This is a genomic window from Mesorhizobium sp. M0833, from assembly GCF_040319905.1.
Classification (GTDB): Bacteria; Pseudomonadota; Alphaproteobacteria; order Rhizobiales; family Rhizobiaceae; genus Mesorhizobium.
The window spans coordinates 136,282-153,680 of record NZ_JAMYOQ010000011.1 but is presented as its reverse complement, the minus strand read 5'-3'; the positions used below and the strand labels follow the sequence as shown (position 1 = coordinate 153,680).

Genomic DNA, 17,399 nt, shown 5'->3' with positions numbered 1-17,399 from the left:
CCCGGGAAAAACCGGACCAGCTTGTTTGCTCATACAGAGCCGGCACGGGACAATCCCGGCCGTTTGCTCACGCAGGCGATTCCCCCGCCACGGGAGCACGCCTGCGAAAATCGTCGCGATCACCGATGCCTTCTTCGCCTGAAGCGAAAGGAGCCGTCTTGCGTCTGACCTGTAGCAGGAAGCTGCGGAGGAGGACGGTTCCAGGATTGCAGTGATCCACCATCGCTTTTATGATTTGGCGGGTTGGAAGGCAACCCCGATTCCCGATGCCGGCAAAAAGCCGTTCCGCAGCGGAAGCACAGGTCCCAAGCCTTCCATGAAAAGGCTTGGTTAACCTTCTCTGGATACCAATCGTTAATCGAGTTCGCGGCCTGCCGGCACTTTGACAAGCAACAAGGCACTTCGACAAGCGATCGGGCATGACGCCAAAACGGGAGCGACTGGTAGAAAGATGGGACTGGCAGGCTTCGCAGACAAGGGCCGTCATCATGGAGGCTGGTTCTTCCGCACCGTCTGCCTGCTGTCGCTGATCCTGGCTTGCCTGGTCTTTTCGCCGCTTTCGCGCGCTGCCGACGCGCCGCTTGGTGCCACGAGCTACAAGATGGCCGGCGATGCTACCAAGATGCGCATCGTCATCAATTTCGACCGCGAGCCCGACATCAAATGGTTCCTGCTGCGCGGCCCCAATCGCCTGGTCATCGATCTGCCGGCCACGAGATTCGCTCTCAATGCCAAGGATGTAAAGCCGCGCGGGCTTGTCCGCGCCGTGCGTTACGGCGAGCTCGGCGAGGGGAAATCGCGGCTGATTCTCACCGGCAAGGGACCGTTCGCCGTCGACAATCTCGACGTGCTCAAGAACGGTGACGGCAACGGCTACCGCATCGCCATCGACATGTCGGCAGCGTCGCAGCGAGAATTCGACGCAGCGCTCGCCAATCAGGCGCTGACGACCGGCTCGACGGTCTCCGCGGATAAGGCCGGCAGGGTCGGTACCGGGCCGGTCTCCAATCCGGGCCATCGTTTCACCGTCGTCGTCGATCCCGGCCATGGCGGCATCGACGGCGGTGCCGAGGGCCTGAACGGTACGGTCGAAAAGAACGTGACGCTCGCCTTTGCCATGGAACTGCGCGACAAGCTCGCCGCCAGCGGCAAATACGACGTGTTCCTGACGCGCGAAACGGACGAGTTCCTGCGGCTCGACGACCGCGTGCGCATTGCCCGCCAGCATGAGGCCGACCTGCTCATCTCGATCCATGCGGACACGATCAGCCTCAAGGGCATTCGCGGTGCAACCGTCTACACCGTGTCCGACAAGGCTTCCGATCCCGAGGCGCAGGCGCTTGCCGACCGTGAAAATCTTTCCGACCAGTTCGCCGGCATGGAGATCAAGGACGACAGCAAGGAAGTGACCGATATCCTGATCGACCTGATCCGCCGCGAGACGCATAATTTTTCGATGAGCTTCGCCCATACTCTCGTCGGCCAGCTTTCCACCAGCGTCGGTCTGATCAACAACCCGCAGCGTTCTGCCGGCTTCAAGGTGCTGAAGGCGCCGGACGTTCCATCCGTGCTGGTCGAACTCGGCTATCTGTCGAACGCCAAGGACGAAGCGCAGTTGCTCAGCGCCGATTGGCGCAACAAGGCGACCCAGAGCATAACCAATGCCGTTGCCCTGTTTGCTTCGGCCAGAAGCGGAACGGGGGCCGGAGGCTGAAATGCCTACCGGCGCCCACAACCTGAAGCAGCGTTGCACGGCGACAACACCCTGTGCTTTTATTTCCGGCATTCGAAACCGAAATCTCGCGCTGCCGTATTTTGCCCACATGGTCGCGACATGGATTTTGCGATTACGGTTTGGGACCGTCCCGAAAGCTTGCGTGAAGGGCGGCTTCGTTTAGGAAATTCCCGAACCAAGGACTGGAGCGGGTATGATTCGTCTCATTGGCTATTTCTTCGGCATCGGCACGACGCTGGCCCTTTTGGTCGCGGCGGGCGTGGCTATCTATATCGGCCATTTGTCGAAGGACCTGCCCGATTATGAGGTGCTGGCCAAATACGAGCCGCCGGTGACGACCCGCATCCACGCGTCGGATGGCGCGCTGATGGCCGAATATGCGCGTGAGCGGCGGCTTTATCTGCCGATTCAGGCGATCCCGGATCGTGTCAAGGCGGCCTTCCTGTCGGCCGAGGACAAGAATTTTTACAATCACCCCGGCATCGACGTGACCGGCCTTGGCCGCGCCATTGTCGTCAACCTGCAGAATGTTGGCTCGGGAAAGCGCCAGGTCGGCGCCTCGACGATTACCCAGCAGGTGGCAAAAAACTTCCTGTTGTCTTCAGATCAGACCTACGAGCGTAAGATCAAGGAGATGATCCTCGCCTTCCGCATCGAGCAGGCCTATTCGAAGGATCGCATTCTCGAGCTCTATCTCAACGAGATTTTCTTCGGCTTCGGCGCCTATGGCGTCGCCGGTGCTGCACTCACCTATTTCGACAAATCGGTGAACGAGCTCACCGTGGCCGAAGCCGCCTATCTCGCCTCCCTGCCAAAGGGGCCGAACAACTACCATCCCTTCAAGCATGCCGATCGCGCCTTGGAGCGCCGCAACTGGGTCATCGACCAGATGGTCGAGAACGGCTACGTCACGCATGAAGAAGGCGAGAAGGCCAAGGCCGAGCCGCTCGGCGTCACGCCGCGCCGCACCGGCAACTATCTCTTCGCCGGGGAGTATTTCACCGAGGAAGTGCGTCGCCAGATCATCGCGCGCTATGGCGAGAATGCGCTCTACGAAGGCGGCCTTTCCGTCCGCACGACGCTCGATCCGAAGATGCAGCTGATTGCCCGCAAGGCCATGCAGAACGGTCTCATGAAGTTCGACACGTTGCGCGGCTACCGCGGGCCGGTCACGAGCATTGACATTTCCGGCGACTGGGGCGTGCCGCTGGGCAACGTCAAGCGATTGGAGGACGTGCCGGAATGGTCGCTCGCCGTCGTGCTCGACAGCTCTGCCACCGGCCTGTCCATCGGCCTGCAGCCGACGCGCCAGATCTCCGGTGAAATCGTCAAGGACCGCGTCGAAGGCACCGTCAGCAAGGAAGACATGAGCTTCGCCATGCGCCACGTCGTCGATGGCAGGACCGTCAAGGCGAAGTCGCCGGCCGACGTGCTGAAGCCGGGCGACGTGATTTTCGTGCAGAAGAACGAGGGCTCGGACAACAGCTACAGCTTGCGCCAGGTTCCCGAAGTGGAAGGCGGCCTGATCGCCATGGATCCGCATACCGGACGCGTCCTGGCCATGGTCGGCGGTTTCTCCTACGCGCAGTCGGAGTTCAACCGGGCGACGCAGGCCATGCGCCAGCCCGGATCGTCGTTCAAGCCGATCGTCTATTCGGCCGCCCTCGACAATGGCTATACGCCCGCCTCCGTGATCATGGACGGGCCGATCACCATCCAGAGCGGCAACACGACCTGGACGCCCAAGAATTACGACGGAACGGTTGCCGGCCCGGCGACCTTGCGCTCCGGTATCGAGAAATCGCGCAATCTGATGACGGTGCGGCTTGCCAACGACATGGGCATGAAGCTGGTCGTGGAGTATGCCGAGCGTTTCGGCGTCTACGACCATCTGGCGCCATATCTGCCGATGGCGCTGGGATCAGGCGAGACGACGGTGATGCGCATGGTGTCGGCCTATTCGATCATGGCCAATGGCGGCAAGTCGATCAAGCCGTCGCTGATCGACCGCATCCAGGACCGCTACGGCAAGACCGTCTTTAGGCAGGACGAACGCGGATGCTCGAACTGCAACGCCGCCGAGTGGCAGAACCAGCCAGAGCCGGAGCTGGTCGACAATTCCGAGCAGGTGCTCGATCCGATGACCGCCTACCAGATCACATCGATGATGGAGGGCGTCGTGCAACGCGGCACCGGCGCCACCATCAACGAGCTCGGCCGTCACATCGCCGGCAAGACCGGAACGACCAACGACGAAAAGGATGCCTGGTTCATCGGCTATACGCCGAACCTCGTTGTCGGCCTTTATATGGGCTACGATCAGCCGAAAGGCCTTGGCAAGGGCGCGACCGGCGGCGGCCTCGCCGCGCCGATCTTCAAGGATTTCATGCGCGTGGCGCTGGACGGCACGCCCAATGTCGACTTCAAGGTTCCGGAAGGCATGAAGCTGATTGCGATCAATCGCAAGACCGGCATGCGAGCCAACGCGGGCGACGCCGGAACCATCATCGAAGCCTTCAAGCCGGGTACCGGTCCCGCCGACAGCTATTGGGTGATCGGCATGGGTGCGGACGGCTCCAACGCCACCGGCGGGGCGCTGTCGCCGCAGGCCAACCAGGCCATCCAGTCGGGCGGCGGCGGGCTCTACTGATAATCGCTGCATCGGGTCGGACCGGCTTGACGATGATGGTCGAGCCGGTCCATTCCGCTTTACGGAGGCCGGTACATAAAGGGGCCGGCGCTTTACAGGAGACCGTGCCGTCCCTATGTATCGCGCCACCAAACCGCCATCCAGCAACAGGACATAACAGCCAGCCATGCGCGCGGAAACGCAAAACATTGTCGACGAGATCAGGCAGGCAATCACCCTGCTGAGGAGGCATCTTTGACTGGGACCAAGCCATAAAGCGGCTTGAGTACCTGAACGTCCGTGCCGAGGATTCGAGCCTCTGGAACGAGCCGCTGGAAGCGCAAAAGCTGATGCGCGAGCGTCAGGGCCTCGAGGAAGGCATTGCCGCGGTCAAAGGCCTCACCCAGGCCCTGGAAGACAATATCGGCCTCATCGAGCTTGGCGAGGAAGAGGGCGACGAGGGCGTCATCGCGGAGGCCGAAGCGGCGATCCGCTCGATGCGCGGCGAGGCCAAGGCGCGCCAGATCGAAACGCTGCTGTCGGGCGAGGCTGATGCCAACGATACCTATCTGGAAATCCATGCCGGTGCCGGCGGCACCGAAAGCCAGGACTGGGCCTCGATGCTTCTGCGCATGTATACGCGCTGGGCCGAGCGCCGGCGCTTCAAGGTCGAGGTGCTTGAAGTGCATGACGGCGAAGAAGCCGGCATCAAGTCCGCCACGCTGCTGATCAAGGGCCACAACGCCTATGGCTGGCTGAAGACGGAATCGGGCGTGCATCGTCTCGTGCGGATTTCGCCCTATGACAGCAATGCGCGCCGCCACACCTCCTTCGCCAGCGTCTGGGTCTATCCCGTCATCGACGATACGATCGACATCGACGTTTCAGAATCCGACGTCCGTATCGACACGTATCGGTCGTCGGGATCGGGCGGCCAGCACGTCAACACCACCGATTCGGCGGTGCGCATAACCCATCTCGCCACCGGGATCGCGGTTGCCTGCCAGGCCGAGCGCTCCCAGCACAAGAACAAGGCCAAGGCCTGGGAAATGCTGCGCTCGCGGCTTTACGAGGAAGAGCTGAAGAGGCGCGAAGCGGTGGCGAACGCCACCGAAGCGTCGAAGAGCGATATTGGCTGGGGCCACCAGATACGGTCCTACGTGCTGCAGCCGTATCAACTGGTGAAAGATCTGCGCACCGGCGTCGAGAGCACTAGCCCGTCGAGCGTGCTCGACGGCGACCTCGACGATTTCATGGAAGCCTCGCTGTCGCAGCGGATCGAAGGTGGCGCCGGCGAAACGGTGGCCGATATCGACTGAGGCCGCCGGGAACCAATCCGGCAGGAATGTGGGTTCATCACGCGAGCGTTACGGCCATCGCGCGAGAGTGACGAGCTCTCAATTCGCACTTACCTGTCGTTCTACAACTTTGTTTTTCATCGGATTCTTCAAAATCGATTTCCGCTTTTGACGCGGATGCCGCGGGCCGCCGGTCCCAGGCCTGGAACCAGCGCGAGCCAAATCCCGTTATTGGCGATCCCGCTGCTTGACCAGGTTTCGTCAATCAGGGCGGCAGGTTGGTTCCGACTGCAGAGGTCGGCGTTCGGTTGCGACAGCAATTGCTTGCGCCAACCAAGGAATCAGCCCAGCATTCATGCGCTGGGGAGGAAAAAAGCATTTATGGCCGGACGCGGCGTATCTGCGACCTGACGATCCGGCCACTGGGAAGACACGTTCCGGGAACGGGCAAGCGAGATGCTTGACAACCGTTGATAGGAACTGCGCTCATGCCTGCTCTCACAACCAGACCGGCCTCAGTCGCCCGCACGGCGCGCCGACTCCTGAATTCACTTGTCGCGGCAGTGGTTTTGATTGCTGCCGCCATTCCATTTGCGGCGCCTGCTCTGGCGCATGATGCCAAACCGACCGCGGCCATGCCGCAAGGCTGGAGCTATCCGTTCTCCTGCTGCTCCGGCTATGATTGCCGCGAGGTCTCTCAGACATCGATCAGCGAACGTCCGGAGGGCTATGTCATTAAAGGAACCGGGGAGGTCGTGGCCTATAGCGACAAGCGGATCAAGAATTCGCCCGACGGCGAATATCATTGGTGCTCCGTTGCCGGTGCCAATGACGGAAAGACCATCTGCCTGTTCGTGCCGCCATCGTCCTATTAGCGCATGACGCCCAAAGCTTGCCGACGGGGTGACCCGAGGGTGTGCGGCGGCTTTGGATCGATGAGCCTTCAATCGGCACTCCGGCACTGTTTACCTGTGCATCGCAGGCTCACAGGCCTGCTGACCGGCAGTTGTCAGGAGCGTTTCTTTATGCTGCCTTTGCCGTACGGGGCGGCGGCATTGTGAGGGACCAATTCATGACCATCAAGGCAAGCTGCCACTGCAAGGCGACGACGTTCGAGGTTTCGCAAGCGCCGCAGACTGTGACGCGATGCACCTGTTCCTTCTGTTCGAAACGCGGTTCGTTGTGGGCCTATTACACCCCATCGCAATTCAGACTCACCAGCCCGCCGGAGAATGTTTCGTTCTACCTGTGGGGATCGAAAACCATAAAACACGGTTTTTGCGCCACCTGCGGCTGTGGCACCTTCACCGAGACGCCGGACTGGTCGACAGGCGAGCCGAATTTCGACAATCCGAAGATCAGCGTGAACTCGCGGCTGTTCGACGATTTCGATCTCGACACGGTCGAAGTGGTGGTCATCGACGGCAAGAATCTCTGGTAGCCGGTCGAATTGCGGTGGTCGCGCGAGCCGCTGCAGGCGTGTGGAATTGAGCCGGGGAAAGCCGCGGCAACGGCTTTTGCTGGTCCGCTTTTCGCCGCATTTCATGTTACAAGTCGCTGGAAGGGCTGATGCGGTGCGCCGTTGCGCGGCCGTGGAATGGAGAGGGACCACCATATGAAAAAGATTGTGCTCGCCGTCGTGGCGACGGCTGTGCTCGTGAGCGCATGCACCACCGATCCCTACACCGGGGAACAGAAGGTTTCCAACACCGCTGCCGGCGCCGGTCTCGGTGCTTTGGCGGGTGCCGGGCTCGGCATGCTTGCCGGCGGTAACGACCGCCGCAACGCGCTGATCGGCGCGGGCATCGGCGCGCTTGCCGGCGGTGCCATCGGTGCCACCATGGACCAGAACGAGGCCGAACTGCGCCGACAGCTTCAGGGCACCGGCGTCAGCGTCACCCGCACCGGCGACCAGATCATCCTCAATATGCCGTCCGACATTACCTTCAACGTCGACCAGGACGCGGTGAAGGCCGGTTTCTATCCGGTGCTGAATTCAGTGGCCCTTGTGCTGAAAAAGTTCCGCCAGACCACGGTCGACGTGTTCGGCCACACCGACTCGACCGGCAGCGACGAGCACAATTTCGACCTGTCGCAGCGCCGTGCTTTGGCGGTCGCCAACTATCTGTCCGGACAGGGCGTCGATTCCCGCCGCTTCGCCGTTACCGGCTTCGGCAAGACGCGTCCGATCGCCTCCAACGCGACCGCTGCCGGCCGGGCTCAGAACCGCCGCGTCGAGATCCAGCTGTCGCCGCTTACCTGAGGCAAGCGCACAAACCGGCAGCGGCCTCGCAAGGGGCCGCTCTAATGGCTATGCCGGCCCTATGGCCGCCGGCACCCTTCATTCGTGATGTCAGGACCGGGCCGGCTGATCGACAATCGCGGCAACGATCCGGCGCACGATCGGAAGCACAATCAGCAGACTGGGAAACGCGACAAGCCATGAAGCGCCCCATGCATAGCTCCAGGCCGCTATAAACCCGTTCGTCCAGCCTGCGCCGATTGCCGTCGAAACCGCCGAGACAATCGACGACATCAGAATCGAAAGAACCAACGGCATCACCACCGCGCCGTAGGAGGGCGGCAGCTTTCTCAACGTGAAGGCTCGGTCCGGTGATGCTTGCATCGAAGTCTCCTAATCAGAAAATATGCGTAGGCGTTATTGTGAGCACGATCAGGCGGCATATGCCGTCTGCAGCGCCAATTCCCGAATGAAGCTTCGCAGCGAACGCGGCTCGCGGCCAAGCACCGCACGCAACGTCAGGCTGTTCCCGCCGAGGCCGTATTTGGCGTAGTGGCTGTGTACTTTGGCCAGCATCTGCAACTGCCGGTCGGTATAGGGAAGGCGGGCCTTCGCCGCCCAGTCCTGAAATGTCGGCTCGCCCGCCGAAACCGGCCGGCCAAGCTCTTCGCTCATCATAACGACGACCTCTTCGCGGCTGTGCATTCCGTCGGCGCACAGCTCGAGGGTCGCATAAGACAAACGCGCTTCGGTCAATGCGATTGCCGCCACTTCAGCCACATCGCGATAGTCGACGCGGGCGAGCTTCGCCGTCCTTGGAAACGGCTCGGCGAAAACGCCGTGCTCGACGACGGACGGCCAGGCCGCCGCAATATTTTGCATGAAATTGGCCGGGTGCAGAATGGTGTATTCCATGTTCGTCGAATAGAGGGCAGCTTCGACAGGTATCTTGCTTGCATGGTTTTCCAGCCTCGTATTGGTCGGCTGGATCACCGACGAAAAGACGAACTTTCGAACGCCTGCTCGCGCCGCCGCCTCAACCATGGCAACCCCCAAGGCGGCTTCGTCGGGAGCAAAGGCCGGTCCGATGTGAAAGACACCGTCGACACCTTTCACGGCCTGCTCAAGGCTCTGATGGTTGCGCAGATCTCCGATCGCGATCTCGGATGCACCGGCTTTCCGGGCTTTTTCGGCACTCGCGGCGTCACGAACAAGCGCTCGAACCCTGGCATTGCGGCGGACGAGTTCAGGCACCACCAAACCGGCAACGCGGCCTGCGGCGCCTACGACCAGGACGGTTGGACTGGGTGTTCGCATGACGATCTCCTTCCCTCGAGTCTGCCTTTCAGCCTGTGCAGGGAAGATAAAATCTGGCGAACTGCGTTACAATTCATCGATTTTGCGATAGTTTATCCCGATTTTCGGGAGAAATAGGCGATGAGCCGGATAGACGATTTCGAAGCCTTCATTGCCATTGTCGAGCATGGCAGCCTGACGGCTGCCGCACGCCGGCTGAACCGTTCGCTGCAGTCGGTGAGCCGGTCCCTGGCGACATTGGAGGAATCGATCGGGGTCGAGCTTCTGCACAGGACCACACGCCGCTCGACGCCGAGCGAAGCCGGAGCGGCCTTTTTCCAGCGCATCAAACCCGCCGTCGAGGAGATTAACGAAGCCAGGCTTCAGGCGGCCAACCGACGATCCGAGCCGTCCGGCATCCTGCGCATGAGCGCCCCGGTTCTGTTCGGCCCGGACTTCCTCGTGCCGGTTATCGCCGACTATATGCGGACATATCCCCGGGTCGAGGTTGACCTCCAGCTTTCCGATGAATTTGTCGATCTCGATGCCGAGGGTCTCGATCTGGCGGTAAGAATCGGCAATTTGCCGGATTCCAATTTACGTGCGAAGCGCCTGGGCGCGCTGCGACGCGTGGTGTTCGGCGCACCTGCCTACTTCCAGCAACACGGCCGACCGGCCCATCCGCTCGAACTGCGTGAGCATGAATGCATCGTACGAACCGTCGACGGCCGCCCAGGCGAATGGATGTTTCAGATTGAAGGCAAGCCCCGGCCGGTGAAGGTCGCGGGCACCTTCCGGTCGAATTTGATGATATCGATCTATGCAGCCGCGGCTCACGGATTGGGTTTGGGCTACTCGCCGCTTTGGCAGGTAAAACACCTGGTGGACGACGGCCGGCTGGAACTGGTTCTGACCGAATTCGAGCCAGTGCCGGTGCCGATACACGCCGTGTGGCCGGAAGGCAGATCATCCTCGGCCAAAGTCCGCGCTTTTCTGGACCTGTTGGCATCCCGCCTGGAACTCAAGAACCTTTAGGGCGCAGACCAAACTCAACGCCGATCTTACCTCATCGACATCAAGTTCGTGACTAGAACAGCCGTGGCGGCATCGAGTGCGGGTTGATGGACCTCCGAATGACCGATGTCCTTCAGCTGTTCGGTCGTCAGATCTGCCAGTGCCTTGCGTCTCGCGACGGTCCGCCGCCATCCCGTGAAGGCAGCGATCATCATTGCTGCGCCTTTCAGGCTAGACCCAAGCAAGCGTTTGGACACGCTGCGGGCGGCGCGAGTTTCCGAGTGAGCCATTGTTTTGGTCTCCCATTTCGAGTTTGCGCATGGAGCGTGCCACGCAGACGTTTTCGGCCTGTTCGGCTGGGCGCGAACAACTGAGAGAAGTCCGACGAGCCGCCGTTAAATCGGTGTTAAATCGATCCACCGAGATGCTATTCTGTCGCCGCGGTCAAAGTCTGGAGACGATTTGTGCGCATCCGGTTGCTTGGTGGCCTGGAGGTTATTTCCCCGGAGCACCGGCCTGTCCGGTTCGCCACACGCAAGACTTCGCTCCTTTTTGCTGCCCTGGTTCTCGCGGGCCGCCGCGGCCATGGTCGCGAGCAGCTTTCCGAAGCCTTTTGGCCGGGGCGAAGCAACGGGCAGGCCCGCAATAGTTTGCGGCAAGCGCTGGTCGACATCAGGCGCACGTTCCCCGCCAGCCCGGATGCAGCCGTCTACATCTATGGGGATCAGGAAACCGTTGCGCTGATTGCCGGTCCGGATGAGGCGGACATCTCGATCTTCGACAGGAAATTGGAGCAGGGCCGAACCGCCGATCTCGCCTTCGCCGCCGATCTCTACCGCGGCGAGCTGCTTGCCGGGCAAGCCATCCCTGACGAACTGGACGAGTGGTTTGGACCGTATCTGAGCAAGTATCAGCGCAAGGCGCTGCAATTGGTCGACCGGCTGAGCCTGGCGCTGCCCGCACCCGGCTCAGCCGAAGAGACGGCCTGCGAAGGGCTCGCGGAGAGATTGCTCGCCTCGGATCCGACGGCGGAGGCAGCCCATCGGGCGCTGATCCGCATCCACGCTCATCGAGGCCACGAAAACGCGGCCTTGCGTCAGTTCGAGCTGTGTCGGGCAGCTTTAAGGAAACATCTGAACGCCGAGCCTGAAGAACAGACAAGCTCGCTGGCGGCTTCCCTGCAGTCCCGTGAACGACCTGAACATCAGCGGCCGGAGCCAAGCTCTGGCGCCGCATCACTGGCGCCGGTTCTGGCAGTCCCGACGAGGCGCGACGACCAGCCATCGATTGCGGTGCTGCCGTTTCAGAACCTAAGCGGTGATATCGAGCAGGAATATTTTGCCGACGGCATGGTGGAAGACATTGTCACCGCCTTGGCTCACTTTAGGCACCTATTCGTAGTCGCACGGAATTCGAGCTTCACCTACAGGGGACGGTCCATAGACATAAAGCAGGTCGGGCGTGAGCTGGGCGTGCGCTATGTGGTCGAGGGAAGTGTTCGCCGGGCGGGCGACCGCCTGCGCATCGCCGGGCAGCTCATCGACACCTCGACGGAGGCCTATCTCTGGGCCGACCGTTTTGACGGGACGCTCGCCGAAGTCTTCGATCTGCAGGACCAGGTCGCCTCGAGTATTGTCGGCGCAATCACACCGAAAATGGAGGAGGCTGAGATCGAGCGTGCCAAACGCAAGCCGACAGAAAGCCTCGACGCTTATGATTACTACCTCCGCGGGCTGGCGGCCTTTGACCGGACGATCACTAGTAGATCGGCCATCGACGATGCCTTGCGCCTCTTCATGAAAGCGATCGACCGTGACCCGGAGTTTGCCGCAGCCTATGCGCGGGCGGCGCGGTGCTACGCCACCCGAAAAAGCAACGGCTGGATGGTCGACCGCGCGAAAGAGAATGCCGAGGCTACTCGACTGGCCAGGAGAGCGGTCGAACTCGGAAGGGACGATGCGATTGCGCTTTCCTTCGGTGGATACGTCCTCGGCTACGTAGGTGGCGACCTTGACGACAGTGCGGCTTGCATCGATCGCGCGCTCGTTCTCAACCCGAATCTAGCGGCCGCGTGGGGCCTAAGCAGCTGGGTCAAGGCTTGCTTTGGCGAGCCAGGCAAGGCCGTCGAACACGCCGCGCTTGCCATGCGCCTAAGCCCATTGGATCCACGTCTGTTCGCTTGGCAATTCAACACCGGGCTCGCTCATTTTTGTGCCGGCCACTACGATGACGCCGCCGCTTGGGCGGGAAGGTCGCTACGGTACCAACCGAACTACGTGAGCGCGATGCGTGTAGTGGCGGCGAGTCATGCCCTGGCGGGGCGCCTGTCGGAAGCGAAGCAGATTATGGCCCGGGTCTGCGAGGTCGATCCCTCGCTGCGGCTCTCGAATCTCGCCGAGGTGCTGCCGCCGTTTTATCGACCGGACGATCGCAGCAGATATATCGAAGGTCTTCGCAAGGCTGGCCTGCCGGACTGACTGGCGGCAACGCTTCGCGCGGCCGTGGGACGCGCAAGCTGGATATCAGACCTTGGCGACGATCCGCATGAAGGCCGGCATGTCGTCGCCGAAGCCGACGGTCGCGTCATTGTCTTCCTGGCGCTGGCGGGCAGGGCGCTCGCGCTGCGGCCTTGTGTCGCCGCGTTCGGGCGCGCGCCGTTCGTTGCGATCGGGCGAAGCCTTCCGTTCAGGTGAAGCCTGGCGCTCGCTGTTTTCCGAGCGGATCGCCTCCTTGCGGGTACGCCGCTCGCCGATGTCGGCGACTGCGGCTTCGGCCACGACCGGCTGCTCCTCGCTAACCGCTCCCGGCTCTGCTTCTTCGCTGCGCTTGGCGTGGCGTTCACGCGGCTTGCGCTCGCCCCTGTCCTTGGCGTCGTCCTTACGCCCGGCGCGGCGTGGAGCACCACGGCCACGGCGCGGGGCCTCGTCCTCGCCGCCCTCGCTGGCGACGACTGTCGACAGGTCGCCGTCATGCCACTCGATCTTGGTGCCGATCAGCCGTTCGATGGCGTCGATGTATTTGGTGTCCGATTTGGTCGCGATGGTGAAGGATTTGCCGGAGCGACCGGCGCGGCCGGTGCGGCCGATGCGGTGGACATAATCCTCGGCGTGGATCGGCACGTCGTAGTTGAAGACATGGCTGACGTCGGGAATGTCGAGGCCGCGCGCCGCGACGTCCGAAGCGACGAGGTAGCGCAGCTTGCCGTCACGGAAATTGGCCAGCATCTGCATGCGCGCGCGCTGGTCCATGTCGCCGTGCAGAGCGCCGGCGTCGAAATCATATTTGAGCAGCGAACGGAACAGCTCCGACACCTCGACCTTGCGGTTGCAGAAGATGATGGCGTTCTTCAGCTCGGCATCCTCGGCCTTCATCAGATTGCGCAGCGTCTCGCGCTTGTCCCAGGGTTTCGGGCCGGATTTCACCAGCCGCTGGGTGATGTTGGTGGCGGCCGATGCTGCCTTCGACACTTCGACGCGCACCGGCGCGTGCAGGAATTTCTCGGTGAGCTTGGTGATTTCCGGTGGCATCGTCGCCGAGAAGAACAGCGTTTGCCTGGTGAACGGGATCATTTCGCAGATGCGCTCGATATCGGGGATGAAGCCCATGTCGAGCATGCGGTCGGCCTCGTCGATGACGAGGATCTCGACGCCGTTGAGCAGGAGCTTGCCGCGTTCGCGATGGTCGAGCAGGCGGCCTGGCGTCGCGATCAGCACGTCGGCGCCGCGCTCGAGCTTCTTGTCTTGCTCGTCGAAGGACACGCCGCCGATCAGCAGCGCGATATTAAGCTTGTGGTTCTTGCCGTATTTGACGAAGTTTTCCTCGACCTGCGCGGCGAGCTCGCGCGTCGGCTCGAGGATCAGCGTGCGCGGCATGCGGGCGCGGGCGCGGCCCTTTTCCAGCCGGGTGAGCATCGGCAGGACGAAGGACGCCGTCTTGCCGGTGCCGGTCTGGGCAATGCCCAGCACATCCTTGCCGAGCAAGGCGTGCGGGATAGCACCAGCCTGGATCGGCGTCGGCTCGGTGTAGCCGGCATCGGTAACTGCGGAAAGGACCTTCGGCGACAGGCCGAGGTCTGCGAAGGTCAACGCTTCTTGAGCGATCTGGGTGTCTGAGGACAAGTTTGGCGGTCTTTGGCTGGTTCGGGGGCGCAACATAAGCAGTCGCGGCAAGCGCCGCGCGCCTGCAAGATTGGTATTGCAGGTAGGCGCAAGCCCACGATTTGTCAACACAAACGGGCGGCATTGGCGCGATTGTGAAGTCGTAACCTTAATCGCGATGGTTACCGCATCGCCCATGCCGACTTTCCAGGAAGGCAACAGTTTTTTCCGCACCAGCGCAAGTGTTGCGGATCAGCAACGCCTTGCTGCATTCATCCCGATTGCACGGCAAAATTGCATTTAGGATTTGAGTTGGAGCAGAAACCTTGACACGAATGATTCATCCATTTTTCTTAGTCGAGGGGCCACATCATGAAAAAAATTCTTCTCTCTGCCGCATTTGTGGCACTTGCCTTGATGCCGGCGATGGCGGCCGACGTCGTGGAGTTGCCGGTTGCGTCAACATACAACTGGACGGGCTTTTATTTAGGCGCGCATGTCGGCGGCGGCAAAAGCAAGGTGGACTGGGAATATAGCCTTAACGGGGCGACGGCTGATCACGATGGCAGCGGTGCTCTAGGCGGCGTTCAGGCCGGCTACAATTTCCAGAGCGGAAATATAGTCTATGGTATCGAGGCGGATATCGCGGCCGCCAAGATCGATGGGGACACATCTTGCCCAAACCCAGCCTACACTTGCGAGTCCGATGTAAAGATGCTCGGTTCGTTGCGGGGTCGAATTGGCTACACAATGGACAGGCTGCTGATTTACGGTACCGGTGGTCTCGGCTATGGAACCATAGAGATTGGCACCAGTGGTCCCGTCGGGACGAACGATACCACGAAGACCAAAGCAGGCTGGACGCTGGGTGCGGGCCTGGAATATGCCTTTAATGATCACTGGTCGCTCAAGGGCGAATACAAGTATTTCGATCTAGGCAAGGGCGATTATACGGTCGACGGCGGCGAGAATGTCGAGGCAAAGGTCCGGATACACACCGGAGTTGTCGGCCTGAACTACAAGTTCTAAATCGTAAGGATCGGTTGCGGCGAGACTTTGTGTTGCACTGGACCCGGCCTCGTGCCGGGTTTTACTTTTGTCGTTTAATACCTGAACTGTTCGGCGAGAATGCGCTCGTTCCACGAATGGTTGGGATCGAACAGCAGCGTCGCCGTTGCCGTCGGCGATTCCCTTACCGTGACCGTCGTCACCGCCTTGACCTCGGTGTGGTCGGCGGCGGCGTTCACCGGCCGCTTTTCCGGCTCCAGAATGTCGAAACGCACGCTCGCCTTGTTGGAGAGTAGCGCGCCGCGCCAGCGGCGCGGACGAAACGGGCTGACCGGGGTCAGCGCCAGCAGCGGAGCGTCGAGCGGCAGGATCGGCCCGTGCGCGGACAGATTGTACGCGGTCGAGCCGGCCGGCGTCGCAATCATCACGCCGTCGCAGTGCAATTCCTCCAGCCGCTCTTGCCCATCCACGGTGATGCGGATCTTGGCGGTCTGGTAGGACTGGCGCCAAAGCGCGACCTCGTTGATCGCCAGCGCCGAAATCGTCTCGCCCTCCGCCGTAACTGCCTGCATCTCCAGCGGACGGATCGTTTCGGCAACGGCCGCCGCGATGCGCCCGGTCAAGCCGCTGGCGCGGTATTCGTTCATCAGGAAACCGATGGTGCCACGGTTCATGCCGTAGACCTTCTTTCCCGTGCTCATCGTCTCACGCAGGGTCTGCAGCAGAAAGCCGTCGCCGCCGAGCGCCACGACGATCCCGGCTTCTTCGACGGATGCCTGGCCGTAACGTGCCGAAAGGCTTTCCAGCGCCGCGTTGGCGTCGGCTGTACCGGATGAGACGAAGGCGAAACGGTTGGCGGTTTTGCTCATGGCTCTCAACGACAACCGATTGGCAGCGATCGATTGGCGGCGACCGGTTGCTGGGCCGCGCCAGCGCCGGGTTAGCATGGGTGGGCATTTCTGCAAAGGGAGGGAGGTGTCTTGATATGGCGGCCGAACAGCGCGCACTCGCGCATCGTGTCGGAGGACAAAATGATGTGATGGTTAAGGTCCGCCTTAAACTCTCGTAAAGCCGGATCGATCATGTTAGCCGGCAGCGGACGGGCGGCGTGGGGGCTAACCAGTCGAGGCCGATCTATTGCCGCTGGCACGCTTGATTATTGTCTTCCTGATGCTGGCAAGTTTTGCCCTGGCTTTCGCGGAACTGGTGCGCCAGTCGGAGGAAAAGAGTTTCAGACCGCAGCCCACGGCCTCACGCTGCGGCGACGCGGCGGGGACACCCTGTCCGCAAAGGGCGCTTTGACGTTACTACGCTGGTCCTTAACGGGCGAGCAGATGGCAGCCGGCCTGGCGCTTTTGCGCGAGATACTCGTCGACAAGCTGGCGATAGCGGACTCTCCCGAAGCTCGGGAAATGGCCGCCATGCACGACCGAGACATCGAGATCGCGCATGCGCAGTAGCGTTTCGACATAATCGTCGATATCGGAGTGATAGACGTCGTCGATCAGCGGGCCGTCATAGATGATGTCGCCGGAAAACAGGATGCCCGTCCTGTTTTCGTAGAGCGCAATGCCGCCGGGTGAATGACCGGGCGTGTGGATCACCTCGAAGGCACGGTCCCCGAGATCGAGGATATCGCCTTGCTCGACCAACCGGTCGGCTGGTGCGGGCAGGATCCGGTAGCGCTTCGTGTCCCAGCCTTGCGGCATGCCGTCGAACATCTCGTCGGTGGCATAGCGGTCGGCAACCGTCCATTCCTTGCGCGGGTCGGCGAGGATCCCGGCCTCGGCCGGGTGCACGCAGCGGTCGGGGAATTCGTGATGGCAGCCGATATGATCGAAATGCGTGTGGCTGGCCACGCAGATGAGCTTGCGCTCCGTGACCAGCGGCACGTGGCGGCGCAGGCTGAAATGGCCAAGGCCGGTGTCGAACAGAAGATCGCGGTCGCGGCCGCGCACATGCCAGATGTTGCAGCGGAAGAACGGCCTGATCCACGGCTCGTGGATCAGCGTCACGTCATCGCCCATGCGGATCGTTTCGTACCAGTGGCCGGCGTCGATGGTTGGAAGCGTGCTCATGT

General features: G+C 61.6%; 16 protein-coding genes. 10 read left to right on the top strand and 6 right to left on the bottom strand.

What is annotated here, in order from left to right:
• Positions 1 to 451 precede the first annotated feature (451 nt).
• The 6 genes from NKH98_RS15225 to NKH98_RS15200 all read left to right on the top strand — a co-directional run bounded on the left by NKH98_RS15225 (position 452) and on the right by NKH98_RS15200 (position 7,925).
• Positions 452 to 1,714, top strand: a complete 1,263-nt coding sequence (locus NKH98_RS15225; protein ID WP_352899506.1) for an N-acetylmuramoyl-L-alanine amidase — start codon at positions 452 to 454, stop codon at positions 1,712 to 1,714.
• A 214-nt stretch (positions 1,715 to 1,928) separates the two neighbouring features.
• Positions 1,929 to 4,385, top strand: coding sequence for a penicillin-binding protein 1A (locus NKH98_RS15220; protein WP_352508562.1), 2,457 nt, complete (start codon positions 1,929 to 1,931; stop codon positions 4,383 to 4,385).
• Positions 4,386 to 4,551: 166 nt separating this feature from the next.
• A protein-coding gene (prfB, locus tag NKH98_RS15215) for a peptide chain release factor 2 (RefSeq protein ID WP_352899503.1) occupies positions 4,552 to 5,683 on the top strand; the annotation gives its coding sequence in 2 pieces (ribosomal slippage) (positions 4,552 to 4,617 and positions 4,619 to 5,683; 1,131 coding nt in all).
• 467 nt (positions 5,684 to 6,150) lie between these two features.
• On the top strand, positions 6,151 to 6,537 hold the full coding sequence (locus tag NKH98_RS15210; RefSeq protein ID WP_352508561.1) for a hypothetical protein: 387 nt from the start codon (positions 6,151 to 6,153) through the stop codon (positions 6,535 to 6,537).
• 197 nt (positions 6,538 to 6,734) lie between these two features.
• The gene (locus NKH98_RS15205; RefSeq protein ID WP_254817105.1) at positions 6,735 to 7,103 is read left to right on the top strand and encodes a GFA family protein; all 369 of its coding nucleotides are present in this window, start codon (positions 6,735 to 6,737) and stop codon (positions 7,101 to 7,103) included.
• A gap of 174 nt (positions 7,104 to 7,277) precedes the next feature.
• Positions 7,278 to 7,925 carry a YiaD family glycine zipper/OmpA-like lipoprotein gene (locus tag NKH98_RS15200; protein ID WP_254817106.1) on the top strand — a complete coding sequence of 216 codons (648 nt, stop codon included), beginning with the start codon at positions 7,278 to 7,280 and terminating at the stop codon, positions 7,923 to 7,925.
• A 90-nt stretch (positions 7,926 to 8,015) separates the two neighbouring features.
• Here NKH98_RS15200 and NKH98_RS15195 read toward each other — a convergent pair whose 3' ends face one another.
• On the bottom strand, positions 8,016 to 8,288 hold the full coding sequence (locus tag NKH98_RS15195; RefSeq protein ID WP_352899500.1) for a DUF2798 domain-containing protein: 273 nt from the start codon (positions 8,286 to 8,288) through the stop codon (positions 8,016 to 8,018).
• A 48-nt stretch (positions 8,289 to 8,336) separates the two neighbouring features.
• Positions 8,337 to 9,221, bottom strand: a complete 885-nt coding sequence (locus NKH98_RS15190) for an NmrA/HSCARG family protein (protein ID WP_352899497.1) — start codon at positions 9,219 to 9,221, stop codon at positions 8,337 to 8,339.
• A gap of 120 nt (positions 9,222 to 9,341) precedes the next feature.
• On the opposite strand from NKH98_RS15190, the gene NKH98_RS15185 reads away from it, so the two are divergent.
• Positions 9,342 to 10,235 carry a LysR family transcriptional regulator gene (locus NKH98_RS15185; RefSeq protein WP_352899496.1) on the top strand — a complete coding sequence of 298 codons (894 nt, stop codon included), beginning with the start codon at positions 9,342 to 9,344 and terminating at the stop codon, positions 10,233 to 10,235.
• A gap of 26 nt (positions 10,236 to 10,261) precedes the next feature.
• On the opposite strand, the gene NKH98_RS15180 is transcribed toward NKH98_RS15185, so the two are convergent.
• Positions 10,262 to 10,429: a YjiS-like domain-containing protein gene (locus NKH98_RS15180; protein WP_352899493.1), complete on the bottom strand. Its 168-nt coding sequence runs from the start codon at positions 10,427 to 10,429 to the stop codon at positions 10,262 to 10,264.
• Between the two features lie 249 nt (positions 10,430 to 10,678).
• Here NKH98_RS15180 and NKH98_RS15175 point away from each other — a divergent pair, with 249 nt between their 5' ends.
• Positions 10,679 to 12,691: a BTAD domain-containing putative transcriptional regulator gene (locus NKH98_RS15175; protein ID WP_352899492.1), complete on the top strand. Its 2,013-nt coding sequence runs from the start codon at positions 10,679 to 10,681 to the stop codon at positions 12,689 to 12,691.
• Between the two features lie 45 nt (positions 12,692 to 12,736).
• On the opposite strand, the gene NKH98_RS15170 is transcribed toward NKH98_RS15175, so the two are convergent.
• Complete coding sequence (locus tag NKH98_RS15170) at positions 12,737 to 14,332, bottom strand: DEAD/DEAH box helicase (RefSeq protein WP_352649924.1); 1,596 nt, start codon at positions 14,330 to 14,332, stop codon at positions 12,737 to 12,739.
• Here NKH98_RS15170 and NKH98_RS15165 point away from each other — a divergent pair.
• Both NKH98_RS15165 and NKH98_RS15160 read left to right on the top strand, forming a co-directional pair.
• Positions 14,319 to 14,615, top strand: coding sequence for a hypothetical protein (locus tag NKH98_RS15165; RefSeq protein ID WP_352477470.1), 297 nt, complete (start codon positions 14,319 to 14,321; stop codon positions 14,613 to 14,615). The two genes, NKH98_RS15170 and NKH98_RS15165, sit on opposite strands and share 14 nt — an antisense overlap.
• A gap of 68 nt (positions 14,616 to 14,683) precedes the next feature.
• Positions 14,684 to 15,340, top strand: a complete 657-nt coding sequence (locus tag NKH98_RS15160) for an outer membrane protein (RefSeq protein ID WP_352477471.1) — start codon at positions 14,684 to 14,686, stop codon at positions 15,338 to 15,340.
• Between the two features lie 74 nt (positions 15,341 to 15,414).
• On the opposite strand, the gene NKH98_RS15155 is transcribed toward NKH98_RS15160, so the two are convergent.
• Positions 15,415 to 16,188 (bottom strand): NAD kinase, encoded by a 774-nt coding sequence (locus NKH98_RS15155; protein ID WP_352649923.1) that lies wholly within the window; start codon positions 16,186 to 16,188, stop codon positions 15,415 to 15,417.
• Positions 16,189 to 16,638: 450 nt separating this feature from the next.
• Complete coding sequence (locus tag NKH98_RS15150) at positions 16,639 to 17,397, bottom strand: MBL fold metallo-hydrolase (RefSeq protein ID WP_352899489.1); 759 nt, start codon at positions 17,395 to 17,397, stop codon at positions 16,639 to 16,641.
• Between the last annotated feature and the right edge of the window lie 2 nt (positions 17,398 to 17,399).

Excerpts from the sequence above, each read along its gene's own strand:
- NKH98_RS15225 (WP_352899506.1), top strand. The coding sequence starts at position 452 with ATGGGACTGGCAGGCTTCGCAGACAAGGGCCGTCATCATGGAGGCTGG.
- NKH98_RS15220 (WP_352508562.1), top strand. The coding sequence starts at position 1,929 with ATGATTCGTCTCATTGGCTATTTCTTCGGCATCGGCACGACGCTGGCC.
- NKH98_RS15210 (WP_352508561.1), top strand. The coding sequence starts at position 6,151 with ATGCCTGCTCTCACAACCAGACCGGCCTCAGTCGCCCGCACGGCGCGC.
- NKH98_RS15205 (WP_254817105.1), top strand. The coding sequence starts at position 6,735 with ATGACCATCAAGGCAAGCTGCCACTGCAAGGCGACGACGTTCGAGGTT.
- NKH98_RS15200 (WP_254817106.1), top strand. The coding sequence starts at position 7,278 with ATGAAAAAGATTGTGCTCGCCGTCGTGGCGACGGCTGTGCTCGTGAGC.
- NKH98_RS15195 (WP_352899500.1), bottom strand. The coding sequence starts at position 8,288 with ATGCAAGCATCACCGGACCGAGCCTTCACGTTGAGAAAGCTGCCGCCC.
- NKH98_RS15190 (WP_352899497.1), bottom strand. The coding sequence starts at position 9,221 with ATGCGAACACCCAGTCCAACCGTCCTGGTCGTAGGCGCCGCAGGCCGC.
- NKH98_RS15185 (WP_352899496.1), top strand. The coding sequence starts at position 9,342 with ATGAGCCGGATAGACGATTTCGAAGCCTTCATTGCCATTGTCGAGCAT.
- NKH98_RS15180 (WP_352899493.1), bottom strand. The coding sequence starts at position 10,429 with ATGATGATCGCTGCCTTCACGGGATGGCGGCGGACCGTCGCGAGACGC.
- NKH98_RS15160 (WP_352477471.1), top strand. The coding sequence starts at position 14,684 with ATGAAAAAAATTCTTCTCTCTGCCGCATTTGTGGCACTTGCCTTGATG.
- NKH98_RS15155 (WP_352649923.1), bottom strand. The coding sequence starts at position 16,188 with ATGAGCAAAACCGCCAACCGTTTCGCCTTCGTCTCATCCGGTACAGCC.
- NKH98_RS15150 (WP_352899489.1), bottom strand. The coding sequence starts at position 17,397 with ATGAGCACGCTTCCAACCATCGACGCCGGCCACTGGTACGAAACGATC.